This is a genomic window from Kribbella voronezhensis (assembly GCF_004365175.1).
GTDB classification, from domain to species: domain Bacteria; phylum Actinomycetota; class Actinomycetes; order Propionibacteriales; family Kribbellaceae; genus Kribbella; species Kribbella voronezhensis.
Map to the genome: position 1 here is coordinate 3,497,115 of NZ_SOCE01000001.1, position 14,210 is coordinate 3,511,324.

Sequence of the window (14,210 nt, forward strand, 5' to 3'; positions counted from 1 at the left end):
TCCAACGGATTAGGCGAGCGCCTCGGCGTACCAGGGCTTGATCACGGTGTCGATGATCGCGAGTCGCTCGTCGAACGGGATGAAGGCCGACTTCATCGCGTTGATGGCGAACCAGCGGAAGTCGGCCAGCCCGTAGTCGAAGGCCTCGGCGAGCAGGGCCAGCTCGCGGCTCATCGACGTACCGCTCATCAACCGGTTGTCCGTGTTCACGGTGACCCGGAACTTCAGTTGGGTGAGCAGCCCGATCGGGTGCTGCGCGATCGAATCGGCCGCGCCGGTCTGCAGGTTGGAGCTCGGACACATCTCCAGCGGGATCCGCCGGTCCCGCACGTACGCCGCCAGCCGGCCGAGCTCGACCTTGCCGTCGAGGCCGGCCGACGCGTCGTACGAGATGTCGTCGATGATCCGGACGCCGTGGCCGAGCCGGTCCGCGCCGCACCACTGGATCGCCTGCCAGATCGACGGCAGGCCGAACGCCTCGCCCGCGTGGATGGTGAAGTGGGCGTTCTCGCGCTGCAGGTACTCGAACGCGTCCAGGTGCCGGGTGGGCGGGTAGCCCGCCTCGGCGCCGGCGATGTCGAAGCCGACCACCCCGGCGTCCCGGTAGGCGACCGCGAGCTGCGCGATCTCCATCGAGCGCGCCTGGTGCCGCATCGCCGTCAGCAGCTGGCGAGCCACGATCGGGCGCTCGGCTTTCGCCATACCGTCCTCGAAGCCCGCGCGGACGGCGTCCACCACCTGCTCCAGCGACAGCCCGGCCGTCAGGTGCTGCTCGGGCGCGTAGCGGATCTCGGCGTACACGACACCGTCCGCCGCCAGGTCCTGCACGCACTCGCTCGCGACCCGGGTGATCGCCTCGGCGTTCTGCATCACCGTGACGGTGTGGTCGAACGTCTCCAGGTAGCGCTCCAGCGAGCCGGAGTCCGCCGACTCGACGAACCACTGCCCGAGTTCACCGGCGTCGGTCCGCGGCAACCGGTGCCCGATGTCGGCGGCCAGCTCCACGATCGTCGCCGGCCGCAGGCCACCGTCCAGGTGGTCGTGCAACAACACCTTCGGCGCATCCGCCAACTGCCCAGCCGAGATCATGTCGCCATCCTGCCAGCCCGTACTGCGGGTCCGGTCGCCCGATCCGGCAAACGTTCAAGATTTTTGGGGGTGCCGGGTGCCATGGTGAGCAGATGGCCGGCTTGCGCAATCGTCCCGAGTGGCAGTTCTTCGCCGTACTGCCGAAGGCTGATCCTGTGCTGGCCACGGCCTGGTGGCTGCTCCTGCTGCTGCGCGGCGCGCTGCCGGCCGTGTTCGCGATCGCGATGGGCTGGCTGATCGGCGCCGTCCAGCATCATGACGAGCTGGCCGGACCGCTCACTTTGATGGGTACGACGTTCATCCTGCTGCAGGTGCTCACGCCCGTGCACCAGGCGGTCAGCGCCAATCTCGGCAGCCGGGTGGCCGCGTGGCTCAACGACGAATTGGCCCGGGCCTGCGTCGAGCCGCCGGGGATCGGGCATCTGGAAGATCCGGAGTTGATGGAGGATCTGACCGTCGCGCGCGAGTTCGACCGGGGGCAGACCGGGCCGCCGATGTACATGAACGTGGACTTCACCGCGACCAGCCTGGTGGAGATGGTCGGCGGGATCGCCGCTGCTGTGGTGTTGTTCGGGTTCAGCTGGTGGGCGCCGTTGGTGCTCGTGGTGGCCTGGAGCGCGACGCATTGGTTGCTGCGGGAGAGCGGCGTCTGGCGCGATCGGAACACCTCGGAAGTCCGTTCTGCGCAACGGCATGCGGACTACGCGTACCAGTTGGCAGTCGAGCCGGGGGCCGCGAAGGAGTTGCGGCTGTTCGGGCTGGCGGGGTGGGCTGTCGAGCGGTTCACGGAGCGGCGGCGCCGGTTGTTCGAGTTGCAGTACCAGGCGACGCGGCTGCGGGAGCGGCCGATGATCTGGAGTCTGCTGATCGTGGCGGTGGCCAATGGGGTGGTCTTCTGGGCGCTCGGGTCGGCCGCTGTCGGTGGCAGTCTGGCGCTGGATCGGCTGGTCGTGTTCGCGCAGGTCGCTGTCGGGGTGAGCTCGATCGCCTTCGGTGGCTTGAACTGGGTACTCGACGGAGCTGCCGCGCCTGTCGTCGCAGTACGGAAGCTCAAGCCCGCGATGGCGCCGGCGGGTGCGTTGTCGGACGGGGCTGGTCCGGCTTGGTCGGGCGGGGGTTCGTCGCGAGGGCCGGTGGAGATCAGGATCCGGGAGTTGAGTTTCAGTTATCCGCGGTCGGAGCGGCCGGTGTTCGACGGGCTGGACCTGACGATCCCGGCCGGATCGTCGCTGGCGGTCGTCGGCCAGAACGGGGCGGGCAAGACCACGCTGGCGAAGCTGCTGTGCCGGTTGTACGACCCGGGCTCGGGGTCGATCGAGGTCGACGGGGTGGATCTGCGGAATCTGGATGTGGACGGCTGGCGGAGCCGAGTCGCGGCGGTGTTCCAGGACTTCCTCCGCCTCGAGCTTTCGCTGCGGGACAACGTCGCCCCCGGCGGTGCGCCCGAAGCGGACATTGTTGCCGCGCTCGCAGACGCCGGTGCCGGCGACCTGGCCGACCTCGAGACCCGGCTGGCCACGGGCTACGAAGGCGGCACGGATCTGTCCGGTGGCCAGTGGCAGCGAGTCGCACTGGCGCGAGCGCTGTGCGCAGTACGGCAAGGGGCCGGGCTGGTGCTGCTCGACGAACCGACTGCGCAGCTGGATGTTCGAGGCGAGGCGGCGATCTTCGACCGGATCCTGACGGCGACGCGCGGAGTCACCACGATCCTGGTCTCCCACCGGTTCTCGACCGTCCGGCATGCCGACCGGATCTGCGTTCTGGAACACGGCCGAGTGGTCGAACTCGGCAGCCACGACGAGTTGATGGCGCTGCGCGGGCGGTACCGGACGATGTTCGACCTGCAGGCACAGCGCTTCACGGCCGAGGTCGACGAGGAGGGGATGAGCTATGACACGCTCTGACGACCTGCCGAAGGCGATCCCGGCGATGTGGCGACTCTGCAAACTCGGCTACCAGCACGAGCCCGGGCTGCTCGTCTTCGCCTTCGCGATGACCCTGCTGGCCGCACTCCCCGACGCTCTGCTCGCCTTGTGGCTGAAGGTCCTGGCCGACGGCGTACTGCGTGGCGACCGGCGGGCCGTGTTTCTCGCAGCCGCCGGGATGGCGTTGTCGGTGACCGCGACCTGGTTCCTGCGCACGCTGTCGGCGCGGATCTCTCGACGGTTCCGGGACCGGGTCACGATCATGCTGGAGGCTCATGTCGCCCGTCTGCAGGCGACCGTGGCCACTGTCGAGCATCACGAACGCCGCGATTACCTGGACCGGTTGTCGGTGCTGCGCAAGCAGGTGTTCGTGCTCGACCACATGTACATGTCGCTCTTCTCGACCTGCGGCTGGATTCTTCGGCTCGTCGTGACGATCGCGCTGCTGATGTCGATCAACCCGCTGCTGGCGTTGCTGGTGCTGTTCGCCGTGCCCACAGTGATCAGTTCCAGCTGGCGGCCGGGCGTGGAACGGCAGACCGAGGAGAAGAACGCTTCCCACCAACGCCTGGCGGATCATCTCTTCCGTACCGCGACCAGTCCGGCGCCGGGCAAGGACGTGCGCGTGACCGGCATCGGTCCGTCGCTGGTGACGGACCGACGCAGTGAGTGGGAACGGTGGTACGGACCGATCGCGCGAGTTCGGTGGACGAGTGCCGGGTGGCACGCGGCGGCTTGGGCGATCTTCGGAGCGGGGTACGTGGCGGCCGTGTTGTTCGTGGCGACCGGGCTCGACGCATCGGTGGGGGCCGTGTTGCTGATTCTCGCGGCGGGCGCGCGACTGTCGTCGTACATCGGAGCGACAGTCGGCGAGATCGGCTTCCTGCGCGGGATCTGGCTGGACGGCTCGCGGCGGCTGGTCTGGCTGGAGAACTACGCGGCGTCGTTCGACCTCGATGCCGATCTGCCGGTGCCGTCGCGACTCGTCGACGGGATCCGGCTGGAAGGCGTCTCCTTCCGGTACGCCGGCGCGGAGAAAGTTGCCCTCGACAACGTTTCTCTGCATCTTCCGGCCCGCAAGGTGATCGCGGTCGTGGGCGAGAACGGAGCCGGGAAGTCGACGCTGGTCAAGCTGATCGCGAAACTGTACGAGCCGACGAGCGGGCGCATCCTGCTGGACGGGCAGCCGCTGGCGCGGATCCCGGCCGACGCGTGGCGGGACCGGATCGCCGGGGCGTTCCAGGACTTCTTCCGGTTCGAGTTCCAGGCCCGGCACAGTGTCGGGCTGGGGGATCTGCCGCGGCTGGACGACGAGGCCGCCGTGACCGCCGCGGTCGGCCGGGCCGGCGCCGACGATGTGGTCGAGCGGCTCGAGGAAGGCCTGGACACGCAACTCGGGTCGACCTGGCCGGGCGGCGCCGAGATCAGCTTCGGCCAATGGCAGAAACTCGCACTCGCCCGCGGCTTCATGCGGGACAAACCACTTCTGCTGGTCCTCGACGAACCGACGGCCGCCCTGGACGCGGAAACCGAACACGCCCTCTTCGAACGCTACGCCGAAGCCGCCCGCTCCAGCACCGACGGCCGGATCACCGTCCTGGTCTCCCACCGCTTCTCCACCGTCCGCATGGCCGACCTCATCATCGTCCTCGACGGCGCCCACGTCATCGAAACCGGCACCCACAACTCCCTGATGACCCTGGGCGGCCACTACGCCGACCTCTACAACCTCCAAGCCACCGCCTACCGCTGACCAATTCGTGCAAGCGCCGCTTGCACAGTTGCTGATCAGGCGGCGGTGTGGATTTTGAAGACGGGGACGCCGGGGGCTATGTGCAGGAGGCGGGTGGTGGGGGAGTCGGCGCGGACGTCGTCGCCGAAGAAGGCGCCTACTTCCCAGGCCCACTTCTTCAGGTAGAGGCGGAGGACGTCGGGCTTGTCGGCGTCGGCGACCTCCTCGGCGCGGAACGGCTCGGTCTTGCGGCCGAGGCGGAGGGTGCCGTCGCCGCTGGCGCGGAGGTTGCGGACCCACTGGACGTGACCGCGCGGGGCGACCAGATAGCGCTGACCGTCGACGGTGAGCAGGTTGACCGGCGTACTGCGCCATTCGCCGGACTTGCGGCCGCGGACCGAGAGCACCCGGCTGCCCATCAGGCTGATGCCGAGATTGGTCAGGCCCGCGACCATCTTGTTGAAGACCAGCATGCTGCGCCGGCCCGAGGTCACCACTCGCTTGCTGTTGTACTCCTGCATGTCAGTCGCCTCTCAATGATCGAGAGCGGTGCTCTCTCTTGTGATCAGTGAACAGGACAGCCGACGCGCTGTCAAGAGCAGTGCTCTCGATTTAGCGCAGCGCTCGTGGCAGACTCTTCGCCATGAACGCCGGACGCACCGCACGGGACCGAGCCCGCGCCGAGTTGACCCAGGAGATCAAGGACGCCGCGCGCCGCCAGCTCGTGGCCGAAGGCGCCGAGCGGCTCTCGTTGCGAGCGGTCTCCCGCGACCTCGGCATGGTGTCGTCGGCCCTCTACAGGTACTTCCCCAGCCGCGACGACCTGCTCACCGCGCTGATCATCGACGCGTACGACGCGCTCGGCGCCGCGGCGGAGAAGGCGGGCCGGCGCGAGCAGGATCCGCGGAGCGCGTGGATCGCCGTGTGCCACGCGGTACGGGACTGGGCCAGGAGCAACCCGCAGGAGTACGCGTTGATCTATGGTTCGCCGGTCGCCGGGTATAAGGCGCCGCAGACCACGATCCAGCCTGCCAGCCGGGTGCCGATCCTGATGATCGGTCTGCTGGCGAAGGCTCAGGAGACGGGTGCTCTCGATCCGCCCGAAGGCGCACACGAGCCGTCCGGCGTACTGGCTGAGCAAGTGGCGACGATCGCGGCGTTGGCGCCTGGCGTACCGGCGAAGGTGCTGGTCCGGGCAGTGATGGCGTGGACCCAGCTGTTCGGGCTGATCAGCTTCGAGTTGTACGGGCAGTTGGTGGGGTCGATGGATCCGGCCGACGAGTTCTTCGCGGACGCCGTCGAACAGCTGGCCGACTTCGTCGGACTCCGCGCCGCCTGAGCGATCGGCGGCGGGCGGCGGGCGGCGGGCGGCGGCCCCCGGGCTACGGGCTACGGGCTACGGGCTGCGGGTCAGCTGAACGCAGCGGGCAGCGGGAAGGCCAGGGCGCGTTCGACGCGGGCGATGTACTGCTCGCGCGGGATCGCGATCGCGCCGAGGGTGGCGAGGTGGCTGGTCACCCACTGGATGTCGAGCACCCGCTCGGCGGCGTACTTGTCGTCGAGCAGTTCGACCAGCCCCGCGACGGCCGCCTTCGAGCCGTCGGTCTGGTGGTGGAACATCGACTCGCCCGCGAACAGACCACCGATCGCCACGCCGTACAGGCCGCCGGCCAGTTCGTCGCCGTCCCAGGCCTCGACCGAATGCACCCAGCCGAGTTCGTGCAGCCGCGTGTACGCCGCGATGATGTCCGCGTCGATCCAGGAACCCGGCCGGCTCGGATCCGCGCAGGCCCGGATCACCTGGTCGAACGCGGTGTTCACCCGGATCTCGAACTTGCTCCGGGCCCGGCGCAGCGACCGCGACGGCGTGAAGCTGTCGACTTCGATCACGCCGCGCTCCACCGGCGACCACCACAACAGCGGGCCGTGACTGTCCGGCATCGGGAACAGCCCCCGCCGGTACGCCGCGAGCACTGTGCCCGGCTCGAGATCTGCCCCGGCCGCGACCACATCACCGGCCCCGGCGACCCCTACCGGCGGAAAGTCCCAGACAGACGCGGGAGGTTCGATTGGCACCCCACCATCCTGACGTACACCTCTCGGCACAGGTCGGCCTGGGGCGGGCCGCAACAAATGCTGCGCGCAATCACAACAGGCAACATATGCTGCTCAGGTGAAACCAACGAGGCGGATCGTGGCGGACATCGTCGGCGCGGGCGGGATCGACGGCCTGGCCCGGGTGACGAAAGTGCTCACCGCGCTGGAAGCGGAGCGGGCTGAGCTGATCCAGCAGTTGCGCTCGCAGCGGCTGGCGAGCTGGGACGAGATCGGGCAGGCCTGCGGGATGACGCGCCAAGGCGCGAGCCGGAGGTGGTCCCAGGAGGCGCAGGCGACCTCGTTCGGCGACGCGGCAGCGGCGTACCAACAAGGGCGGCCGCCGTACCCGGCCTCGGCGGTCGACTGGCTGGTGCCTGCCAATGAGCACGGCCTGCAGGACTTCGGCGGGAGAGCGGCGAGTCGGAACCGAGTGCCGGAAGCGGTGAGTGCGGCGCAGCGGACCCGCGTGCTGGATCTGGGGGCCGGGACGGGGAAGTTGAGCCGGTTGCTGGTCGATCGAGGGTTCGAGGTGACTGCGGTCGAGCCGTTGGCGGAGATGCGCGAGCAGCTCGCCGCGAGCGTGCCGCAGGCGGTCGTGCTGGACGGTACGGCCGAGCAGATTCCCGTGGCGGATGGCAGCTTCGATGTAGTCGTAGTGGCTCAGGCCTGGCATTGGTTCGACGCGGCCAAGGCGCTGCGAGAGGCCGCCCGAGTGCTCGTTCCGGGCGGGACGCTGGGCCTGGTGTGGAACGTTCGCGATCAGAGTGAGCCGTGGGTGGCCGAGCTCGATCGCATCCTGCATCAGCACGGACCACAGGTGATGGACACCCACCCCGACCTGGGCGCGCCGTTCGAGCAAGCGGAACGGCTGGAGGTCCGCTGGGAACACCAGCTGACCCGAGCCGACCTGCTCGCCATGGTCGCGTCCCGCAGCTACGTCATCACCTTGCCCGAGACCGAGCGAACCGAGTTGCTGAACCAGGTCACCGAGCTACTCGACTCACACCTAGACCTGCGCGGACGCAAGCACCTGACGATGCCCTACCTCACCCATTGCACCCGCGCCCGCCTGTCCGAGGCGGGCGAGTCGTGATCGTCCGGCGGCTCGGGCGAGAAGACGCCGCGCAGTACCGGCAGTTTCGGTTGCGAGCGCTGCGGGATTCGCCGAGCGCGTTCACTTCGACATACGAGGAAGAGGTCGAGAAGCCGCTGCAGTTCACGATCGATCGGCTGCTCAGCAGAGGGCGGCCCAAGGACGTCACGCTCGGCGCACTCGACGAAGACGGCCAACTGCTCGGCATTGCCGGGATGACGATCGAGCCCCGGCGACAGGTGCAGCACAAGGCGACCCTGTTCGGCATGGCGGTCGCGCCGGCGGCCGCTGGGCGCGGCATCGGCAAGACGCTGGTGACCGCGATCGCCGAGCACGGCGCCACCGAAGGCCTGCTGCAGATCGGGCTGACGGTTACCGAAGGCAACGAAAGGGCCGAGCGGCTCTACCGTTCGTGCGGCTTCCAGGAGTGGGGGCGGGAGCCCCAAGCCGTGATAGTCGGAAGACAGCCGGTGGTGAAGATTCATATGCTGCGGTTCTTATGACTTTGATCAGTACGCCGATCACGGCGGAGATGGTCCGGGGCGCACTCGAGTTGGAGCCGACGGAGTACGGCGTACTGCCGCACCGGTTGCCCGCTCGGGCCCGGGCGCAGAACACCGATGGGCAACTGGCGATGTCAGAGTCCAAGCCGGCCGGCGTCCGGGTGGTCTTCCGGAGCCGCGCTACTGCGATCGAGCTGGTGACGCGCCCCACCAAGATGGTCTATGCGGGTGCGCCGCCGGTGCCGGACGGGGTGTACGACCTGGTCGTCGACGGGGTTCTCACCGCACAGGGCAGCGTTGCCGAGGGCAACATTTTGACGCACGACTGGGCTACCGGGTCCTCGGAGCTGACGCCTGGGCCGACCGGAACCCTGCGGTTCGACGGGTTGTCCGCCGATGACAAGAACATCGAGATCTGGTTGCCGCACACGGAGACGACCGAACTGGTTGCCTTGCGCACCGACGTACCGGTTGCGGCCGTGCCGGATCAGGGGCGGCGGGTCTGGTTGCATCACGGGAGTTCGATCAGCCATGGCTCGAACGCCGGTAGTCCTACCGCGACCTGGCCCGTGCTGGCTGCCACGCTCGGCGAGGTGGAGCTGATCAATCTCGGCTTCGGCGGCAGCGCGTTCTGGATCCGTTCACCGCGCGGGCGATCCGGGACACTCCGGCGGACCTGATCAGCGTGAAACTCGGCATCAACCTGGTCAACACCGACCTGATGCGCCTGCGCGCCTTCGGTCCGGCGGTGCACGGCTTTCTCGACACGATCCGCGAGGGGCATCCGACGACGCCGCTGCTCGTCATCTCATCCGTCTATTGCCGCATTCACGAGGACACTCCCGGGCCGGCCGCGCCCGACTTCAGTACCGGCAAGATGCTGTTCCAGGCGACGGGCGATCCGGCCGAGGTCGCCGCGGGGAAGCTGACGCTCACCGTGATCCGAAGCGAACTCGCCCGCCTCACCGGCGTACGGGCGGCAGAGGACCCCAACCTGTATTACCTCGACGGGCGGGAGCTGTAGGGCGAGGCGGACTACGCCGAGTTGCCGCTGCCCGACGAACTCCATCCGGACACCGCCGCGCATCGCCGGATCGGTGAGAACTTCGCGGCCCACGCCTTCGCATCCGACGGGCCGTTCGGCGGCAAGCGGTCGTAGTACGGGGCTGGTCAGGGTTTCTCCCGAGTGGCGGGTTCGGGGGCGGCACGTAGAGTTGAGGGTGCGCCCAGCCTCGAGACCAGGGGTAGGCGTCCCGAGTTCCGAAGGAGCACTGTGGCCGGAGTAGCCAGGTTCGTCGCCAGCAGTCTCGCCCCCGCGGCGCAGCGGTTCGCCCCGCAAGCGGCCGCGGGTGTCCTTCGTCAGGTGCTGGAAGTCGCCATCGACGGCTATCAGCGGTTCCCCGGCGCCGAAAAGGTCGCCGCCAAGCATCTGGAGAAGAACGGCGACGACCCCGAACTCGCCGTCGACACGGTGATCGAGCAGCACATCCGGCTGGCCGGCGTCCAGGGGTTCGTCACCAGCATCGGCGGGCTGATCACACTCCCGGTCGCGCTCCCGGCGAACCTGACCGGGATCGCGATCGTGCAGGCCCGGATGGTGGCTTCGATCGCCCACCTGCGCAACTACGACCTGGACGATCCGCGGGTCCGGACCGCGGTGATCACCTGCCTGCTCGGCGAGGACGGCGTCACCGACCGGCTGAAGAAGGAGAGCCTGGTGACCTCGCCGCTCGCGATCGCGACGGCGCCGGTGTTCGATCCGGAGCTGGATCGGCAGGTGGCCGGCGAGGTCGTCGGCGAACTGATCGCCCGGATCAGCGGCAAGCGGATGGCGCTCACGGTGACCCGGCGGGTGCCGCTGCTCGGTGGTGCCGTCGGAGCGGGGGTCGACGGCTGGTCGACGTACCGGATCGGTCAGTACGCCGACAAGAGCCTGGTCCGGCGGATTCCCCGGTCCCTCGAGCAGTGATCGCGCCGTTCTGGGGGCCGATGCTCGACTGCCCGGATCCGCAGGCACTGGCCGAGTTCTACCAGCGGATCGGCGGCGGCACGATCGCGGTGTCCTCGGAGAACTTCGTCGAACTCCGCTGCGACGGGGTCAGCCTGGGCTTCCAGCGGGACCTCAACTACCGGGCGACCACCTGGCCGGACGCGCGGGTCCCCCAGCAGTGCCACCTCGACTTCAAGACCGCCGACCTCGACACCGCCGAGGCTCAGTCGCTCGCGGCCGGCGCGACGAAGTCCGCAGTACAGCCGCACCCGTCGGCCTTCCGCGTCCTGCTCGACCCGGCCGGCCACCCTTTCTGCCTCTCCACCTGGGGCACCGAAGCAGGACCACCGCAATCCCGGTGACGTCTGCAGCTGGCCTTGCGGCTCAGAGCTCAGCCGGCTGGAGCGAGCGGCGGGAGAGGGGCAGGCGTTCGCGAGTGGCTTCGTCGGACGGGGTCTCGACGAACAGAACCAGGTCAGGGTGGGCCGGGACGGCGAACTCGGTGACGGTGAGGTGGAGTTCACCAGCGAGCGGGTGGACCACATGGCGCGGGCGCGGGGTGCAGTCGGCGACCTCGTGCCGCGCCCAGAGCTCGGCGAATTCCGGGCTCAACTTGCGCAGCCGAGCCAGGTCCTCCTCCCAGTCGGGGTCGCCGATGTGTTCGCTGTACGCCGAACGCAGGCGCGCCACCAGGTACGGAACTTCGTCGTCGTAGTTCAGCAACCGCTTGCGGGCCAGCGGTTCGGTGACGATGCACCAGAGCAGGTTCTTGTGCACGCAAGGCAGCGTGTGCCAGTCGTGGAAGAGATCTCTGAACGCCTGGTTCGGCATCACGATGTCGAAGCGGGTGTTGGTGATCACCGCGGGTAGCGGATCGAGGGCGTTCAGGATCTCCGTCAGCACCGGCTCGACGGCGCAGACGCCGCGCTTCGGCCGCACCGGCGTCGCCTCAGCGAGTCGATACAGGTGCGCGCGCTCGGGATCGGTCAGCCGCAGCGTCCCGGCGACCGCGTCGAGGACCTGGCCGCTCACGTTGATCGGGCGGCCCTGCTCGAGCCAGGTGTACCACGTCACACCGACGCCGGCGAGCTGGGCGAGCTCCTCGCGCCGGAGTCCCGGCGTACGACGTCGTCCGCCCGGGGGCAGGCCGACCTCCTCAGGGGTCACCTGCGCCCGGCGGGCCTTGAGGAAGCTGCCCAGCTCGGCGCGGCGAGTGCTCACCGGATCATCGTGACAGGCGGCACGGACACTTTCCTCCGAATTCCCTGGACCCAGCGCCGGCTCAGCCGGCGAGGGCCTGGACTACTCGGCTGGCGGACGGTTTGCCGAGTTGCTCGGCCATCCAGGTGCTGGTGCTGACGAGCTTCTCGAGGTCGACGCCGGTCTCGATGCCGAGGCCGTCGAGTTGCCAGACGAGGTCCTCGGTCGCGAGATTGCCGGTCGCGCTCTCGGCGTACGGGCAACCGCCGAGGCCACCGGCCGAGCTGTCGACTGTGGTGACGCCCTCGCGCAGAGCGGTCAGGGTGTTGGCGAGGGCCTGGCCGTAGGTGTCGTGGAAGTGCACGGCCAGCTTGTCGACGCCGACTCCTGCCTGGCCGAACGACTCGATCAGGCTGATCACCTGGCCGGGAGTGGCGACGCCGATCGTGTCGCCCAGGGAGAGTTCGTGGCAGCCGAGTTCGACGAGGCGCGCGCCGACCTTCACGACCTGGTCGACCGGTACATCGCCCTCCCACGGATCCCCGTAGCACATCGAGACGTAGCCGCGGATGCTCAATCCCGCGGCGAGCGCGCGCTCGACCGTCGGGGTGAACATCGCGAACTGGTCGTCCAGCGTGGAGTTCAGGTTCTTGGCCGCGAACGTCTCGGTGGCGCTGGCGAAGATCGCGATCTCCCGTACGCCGGCGGCCAGCGCGCGGTCGAGACCGCGTTCGTTGGGCACCAGGACAGGAGCCCGTACTGCGGCGGGCAGGTCGAGCTGGTCGAGAAGCTCCGCGGCGTCGGCGAGCTGGGGAACCCACTTGGGGTGGACGAAGCTGGTGGTCTCGACGGTGGTCAGGCCGGCCTCGACCAGCCGGCGGATGAACTCCGCCTTCACCGCGACATCCACGATCGCCGACTCGTTCTGCAGGCCGTCGCGCGGACCGACCTCGTAGATCGTCACCCGCTCGGGAAGTCCCTCGGCCCGAACCTGCTGCGGTCTGCGCACCTTCAGCCTCCGTCTCGACCCGCTTCGTGGGCGGGCACTCGCCGCCTGCGGGAGGGTTCTCCTCCAGAATGGCGGGTGATGACAACTCTGGCTGACATTCTGCGCGGGATCGAAGGTGGGACGTTCCCCACCCCCGATCTCGAGGTCGAGGTGGTACCGGCGCCGTCCGAGCGGGAGGCCTGCGTGGTCGCCTTCACCGCGCACATCGTCGTGGCCGCGGACGTGACTGCGGAGTGGGTCGCCGACCGCGTTCCGGCCGGCGATCTCTCGGCGCCGCTCAACCCGCCGTTCCTGTTCGCGCTCGAGCAACTGACCGGCCGACGGGTGAACGCGATCGACGCGATGCTGCTCGCGCCGGCGCTGGCCGACGCCGCCGAGCGAGCGATTGCTGTCGACGGCTTGACCGAGTTCACCGACCAGACGCATCCGCGGATCGAGCGCGCGTGGCGGTACCGGGACGGCGTACGGGCTTATGCCGATCCGTACGGCGGACTGGTGGTGATCGGGAACGGTCTGGCCGGACGGCTCGAGTGTGCGCTGGAGGTGCCCGAGCGAGCGCGCGGTAAGGGCCACGGTCGTCGGCTCGCCCGCGCGGCCCGGGCGCTGATCCCCGCCGACGCGCACATCTGGGCCCAGGTCAGCCCCGGCAACGCCGCCTCCCTGCGCACCTTCCTCGCCGCCGGCTACACCCCCGTAGGCTCCGAAGCCCTCCTCACCAGCTGACAATTTCCTGTACTGCGGTGAGCGCGTCGCCGGTTGTCAGCTGGTCGGGCTGCGGCGGTGGTAGGTGGGTGGGGTATTGGCGTAGAGGTCGCCTCGGTAGATGCCGTGGATGATCTCGGATTCGTAGCCGGCGAGTTCGGGCATGCCGAGGGTGCGGGCGATCTCGAGTTCGGCGGCGGCGTCGTACGGGACGCGGACGAACTGGATCGAGAAGGGTGCCTCGTCGAGGGAGTCGGGGATGCCTTCGAGGATCACGTAGACGGGGGTCGGGTCGCTCATGCTGTTGCCGACGCTGCCGGTGTTGAACAGGACCCGGCGGTCGAGGTCGGCCTCGTAGAACGGGTCGTGGGTATCGCCGTACCCGACGACCGTGGGCGTCGGGCCGTCGCCGGTGGCGGGAGTGTTCTCGAACATGCCGAGGTACTCCTGCTCGTCATGGTCGAACCGGACCCGCCGGTGGACCGAGGTGGCGGACGCGTGGAACAGGCGGATGCGGCGACCGCTCAGGACGAAGTCGTGGCTGAACGGGAGGTCGCGGAGCCACTTCCACTGGTCCTCGCGGAGCTCGTTCTTCCACCAGCGCAGGCTGTCGTTGTCGATCTCCCGGTCGGGGTCGGGCAGGAAGTCGTCCCAGTTGCCGAGGATGTTCACCTCACACAGCTCCCGGCAGCGGTCCACCACCGCTCGCCCGCGAGGTCCCTTGCCGACGTAGTCGCCGAGGTTGAAGATCCTGGTGATCCCGCGCGCCTCGATGTCGGCGAGCACCGCCTCCAAGGCCGACAGGTTCCCGTGCACATCCGAAATCAGCGCGATCCGCTCCAGCCTCATCACCCCATCATCCGTCCACGT

16 protein-coding genes are annotated in these 14,210 nt (G+C 68.9%); 10 read left to right on the forward strand and 6 right to left on the reverse strand.

Annotated elements, in window-relative coordinates; translation table 11 throughout:
• Positions 1-9: 9 nt before the first annotated feature.
• Entirely contained in the window at positions 10-1,089 is a 1,080-nt protein-coding gene (locus tag EV138_RS16090) for an adenosine deaminase (protein WP_133979739.1), read from the reverse strand.
• 92 nt (positions 1,090-1,181) lie between these two features.
• Between EV138_RS16090 and EV138_RS16095 the strand changes: the two genes are divergently transcribed.
• Both EV138_RS16095 and EV138_RS16100 read left to right on the forward strand, forming a co-directional pair.
• Positions 1,182-2,993 carry an ABC transporter ATP-binding protein gene (locus tag EV138_RS16095; protein WP_133979740.1) on the forward strand — a complete coding sequence of 604 codons (1,812 nt, stop codon included), beginning with the start codon at positions 1,182-1,184 and terminating at the stop codon, positions 2,991-2,993.
• Positions 2,980-4,767, forward strand: a complete 1,788-nt coding sequence (locus EV138_RS16100) for an ABC transporter ATP-binding protein (protein ID WP_133979741.1) — start codon at positions 2,980-2,982, stop codon at positions 4,765-4,767. Before EV138_RS16095 ends, EV138_RS16100 begins: the two co-directional genes overlap by 14 nt.
• A gap of 35 nt (positions 4,768-4,802) precedes the next feature.
• Here EV138_RS16100 and EV138_RS16105 read toward each other — a convergent pair whose 3' ends face one another.
• Complete coding sequence (locus EV138_RS16105; RefSeq protein ID WP_133979742.1) at positions 4,803-5,267, reverse strand: nitroreductase family deazaflavin-dependent oxidoreductase; 465 nt, start codon at positions 5,265-5,267, stop codon at positions 4,803-4,805.
• Between the two features lie 122 nt (positions 5,268-5,389).
• Here EV138_RS16105 and EV138_RS16110 point away from each other — a divergent pair, with 122 nt between their 5' ends.
• Positions 5,390-6,085 carry a TetR/AcrR family transcriptional regulator gene (locus EV138_RS16110; protein ID WP_133979743.1) on the forward strand — a complete coding sequence of 232 codons (696 nt, stop codon included), beginning with the start codon at positions 5,390-5,392 and terminating at the stop codon, positions 6,083-6,085.
• A 71-nt stretch (positions 6,086-6,156) separates the two neighbouring features.
• Here the strand turns inward: EV138_RS16110 and aat are convergent, their stop codons facing one another.
• A complete protein-coding gene (gene aat / locus EV138_RS16115; RefSeq protein ID WP_133979744.1) occupies positions 6,157-6,822 on the reverse strand; it encodes a leucyl/phenylalanyl-tRNA--protein transferase in 666 nt (221 codons plus the stop codon).
• A gap of 97 nt (positions 6,823-6,919) precedes the next feature.
• Here aat and EV138_RS16120 point away from each other — a divergent pair, with 97 nt between their 5' ends.
• The 6 genes from EV138_RS16120 to EV138_RS16140 all read left to right on the forward strand — a co-directional run bounded on the left by EV138_RS16120 (position 6,920) and on the right by EV138_RS16140 (position 10,791).
• Positions 6,920-7,936, forward strand: a complete 1,017-nt coding sequence (locus EV138_RS16120) for a class I SAM-dependent methyltransferase (protein WP_133979745.1) — start codon at positions 6,920-6,922, stop codon at positions 7,934-7,936.
• Positions 7,933-8,439 carry a GNAT family N-acetyltransferase gene (locus EV138_RS16125; protein WP_166678611.1) on the forward strand — a complete coding sequence of 169 codons (507 nt, stop codon included), beginning with the start codon at positions 7,933-7,935 and terminating at the stop codon, positions 8,437-8,439. The genes EV138_RS16120 and EV138_RS16125 overlap by 4 nt, the downstream gene beginning before the upstream one ends.
• On the forward strand, positions 8,436-9,119 hold the full coding sequence (locus EV138_RS38020) for an SGNH/GDSL hydrolase family protein (RefSeq protein ID WP_238158163.1): 684 nt from the start codon (positions 8,436-8,438) through the stop codon (positions 9,117-9,119). Before EV138_RS16125 ends, EV138_RS38020 begins: the two co-directional genes overlap by 4 nt.
• A 5-nt stretch (positions 9,120-9,124) precedes the next feature.
• Positions 9,125-9,463 carry an SGNH/GDSL hydrolase family protein gene (locus EV138_RS38025; protein WP_238158164.1) on the forward strand — a complete coding sequence of 113 codons (339 nt, stop codon included), beginning with the start codon at positions 9,125-9,127 and terminating at the stop codon, positions 9,461-9,463.
• A 249-nt stretch (positions 9,464-9,712) separates the two neighbouring features.
• The gene (locus EV138_RS16135; protein WP_133979747.1) at positions 9,713-10,408 is read left to right on the forward strand and encodes an EcsC family protein; all 696 of its coding nucleotides are present in this window, start codon (positions 9,713-9,715) and stop codon (positions 10,406-10,408) included.
• Complete coding sequence (locus EV138_RS16140; protein ID WP_202866733.1) at positions 10,405-10,791, forward strand: VOC family protein; 387 nt, start codon at positions 10,405-10,407, stop codon at positions 10,789-10,791. The genes EV138_RS16135 and EV138_RS16140 overlap by 4 nt, the downstream gene beginning before the upstream one ends.
• Positions 10,792-10,813: 22 nt before the next feature.
• Here EV138_RS16140 and EV138_RS16145 read toward each other — a convergent pair whose 3' ends face one another.
• Entirely contained in the window at positions 10,814-11,650 is an 837-nt protein-coding gene (locus tag EV138_RS16145) for a helix-turn-helix transcriptional regulator (RefSeq protein ID WP_133979748.1), read from the reverse strand.
• A gap of 61 nt (positions 11,651-11,711) precedes the next feature.
• The gene (locus tag EV138_RS16150; RefSeq protein WP_133979749.1) at positions 11,712-12,638 is read right to left on the reverse strand and encodes a hydroxymethylglutaryl-CoA lyase; all 927 of its coding nucleotides are present in this window, start codon (positions 12,636-12,638) and stop codon (positions 11,712-11,714) included.
• A 78-nt stretch (positions 12,639-12,716) separates the two neighbouring features.
• Here EV138_RS16150 and EV138_RS16155 point away from each other — a divergent pair, with 78 nt between their 5' ends.
• Positions 12,717-13,361, forward strand: coding sequence for a GNAT family N-acetyltransferase (locus tag EV138_RS16155; protein ID WP_133979750.1), 645 nt, complete (start codon positions 12,717-12,719; stop codon positions 13,359-13,361).
• 36 nt (positions 13,362-13,397) lie between these two features.
• Here the strand turns inward: EV138_RS16155 and EV138_RS16160 are convergent, their stop codons facing one another.
• A complete protein-coding gene (locus tag EV138_RS16160) occupies positions 13,398-14,189 on the reverse strand; it encodes a metallophosphoesterase family protein (RefSeq protein WP_133979751.1) in 792 nt (263 codons plus the stop codon).
• Positions 14,190-14,210 lie beyond the last annotated feature (21 nt).

What these genes read in the sequence shown, in the direction of transcription:
- EV138_RS16155 (WP_133979750.1), top strand. Translation starts at nt 12,717, where the DNA reads ATGACAACTCTGGCTGACATTCTGCGCGGGATCGAAGGTGGGACGTTC.
- EV138_RS38020 (WP_238158163.1), top strand. Translation starts at nt 8,436, where the DNA reads ATGACTTTGATCAGTACGCCGATCACGGCGGAGATGGTCCGGGGCGCA.
- EV138_RS16100 (WP_133979741.1), top strand. Translation starts at nt 2,980, where the DNA reads ATGACACGCTCTGACGACCTGCCGAAGGCGATCCCGGCGATGTGGCGA.
- EV138_RS16095 (WP_133979740.1), top strand. Translation starts at nt 1,182, where the DNA reads ATGGCCGGCTTGCGCAATCGTCCCGAGTGGCAGTTCTTCGCCGTACTG.
- EV138_RS16105 (WP_133979742.1), bottom strand. Translation starts at nt 5,267, where the DNA reads ATGCAGGAGTACAACAGCAAGCGAGTGGTGACCTCGGGCCGGCGCAGC.
- EV138_RS16090 (WP_133979739.1), bottom strand. Translation starts at nt 1,089, where the DNA reads ATGATCTCGGCTGGGCAGTTGGCGGATGCGCCGAAGGTGTTGTTGCAC.
- EV138_RS16110 (WP_133979743.1), top strand. Translation starts at nt 5,390, where the DNA reads ATGAACGCCGGACGCACCGCACGGGACCGAGCCCGCGCCGAGTTGACC.
- EV138_RS16160 (WP_133979751.1), bottom strand. Translation starts at nt 14,189, where the DNA reads ATGAGGCTGGAGCGGATCGCGCTGATTTCGGATGTGCACGGGAACCTG.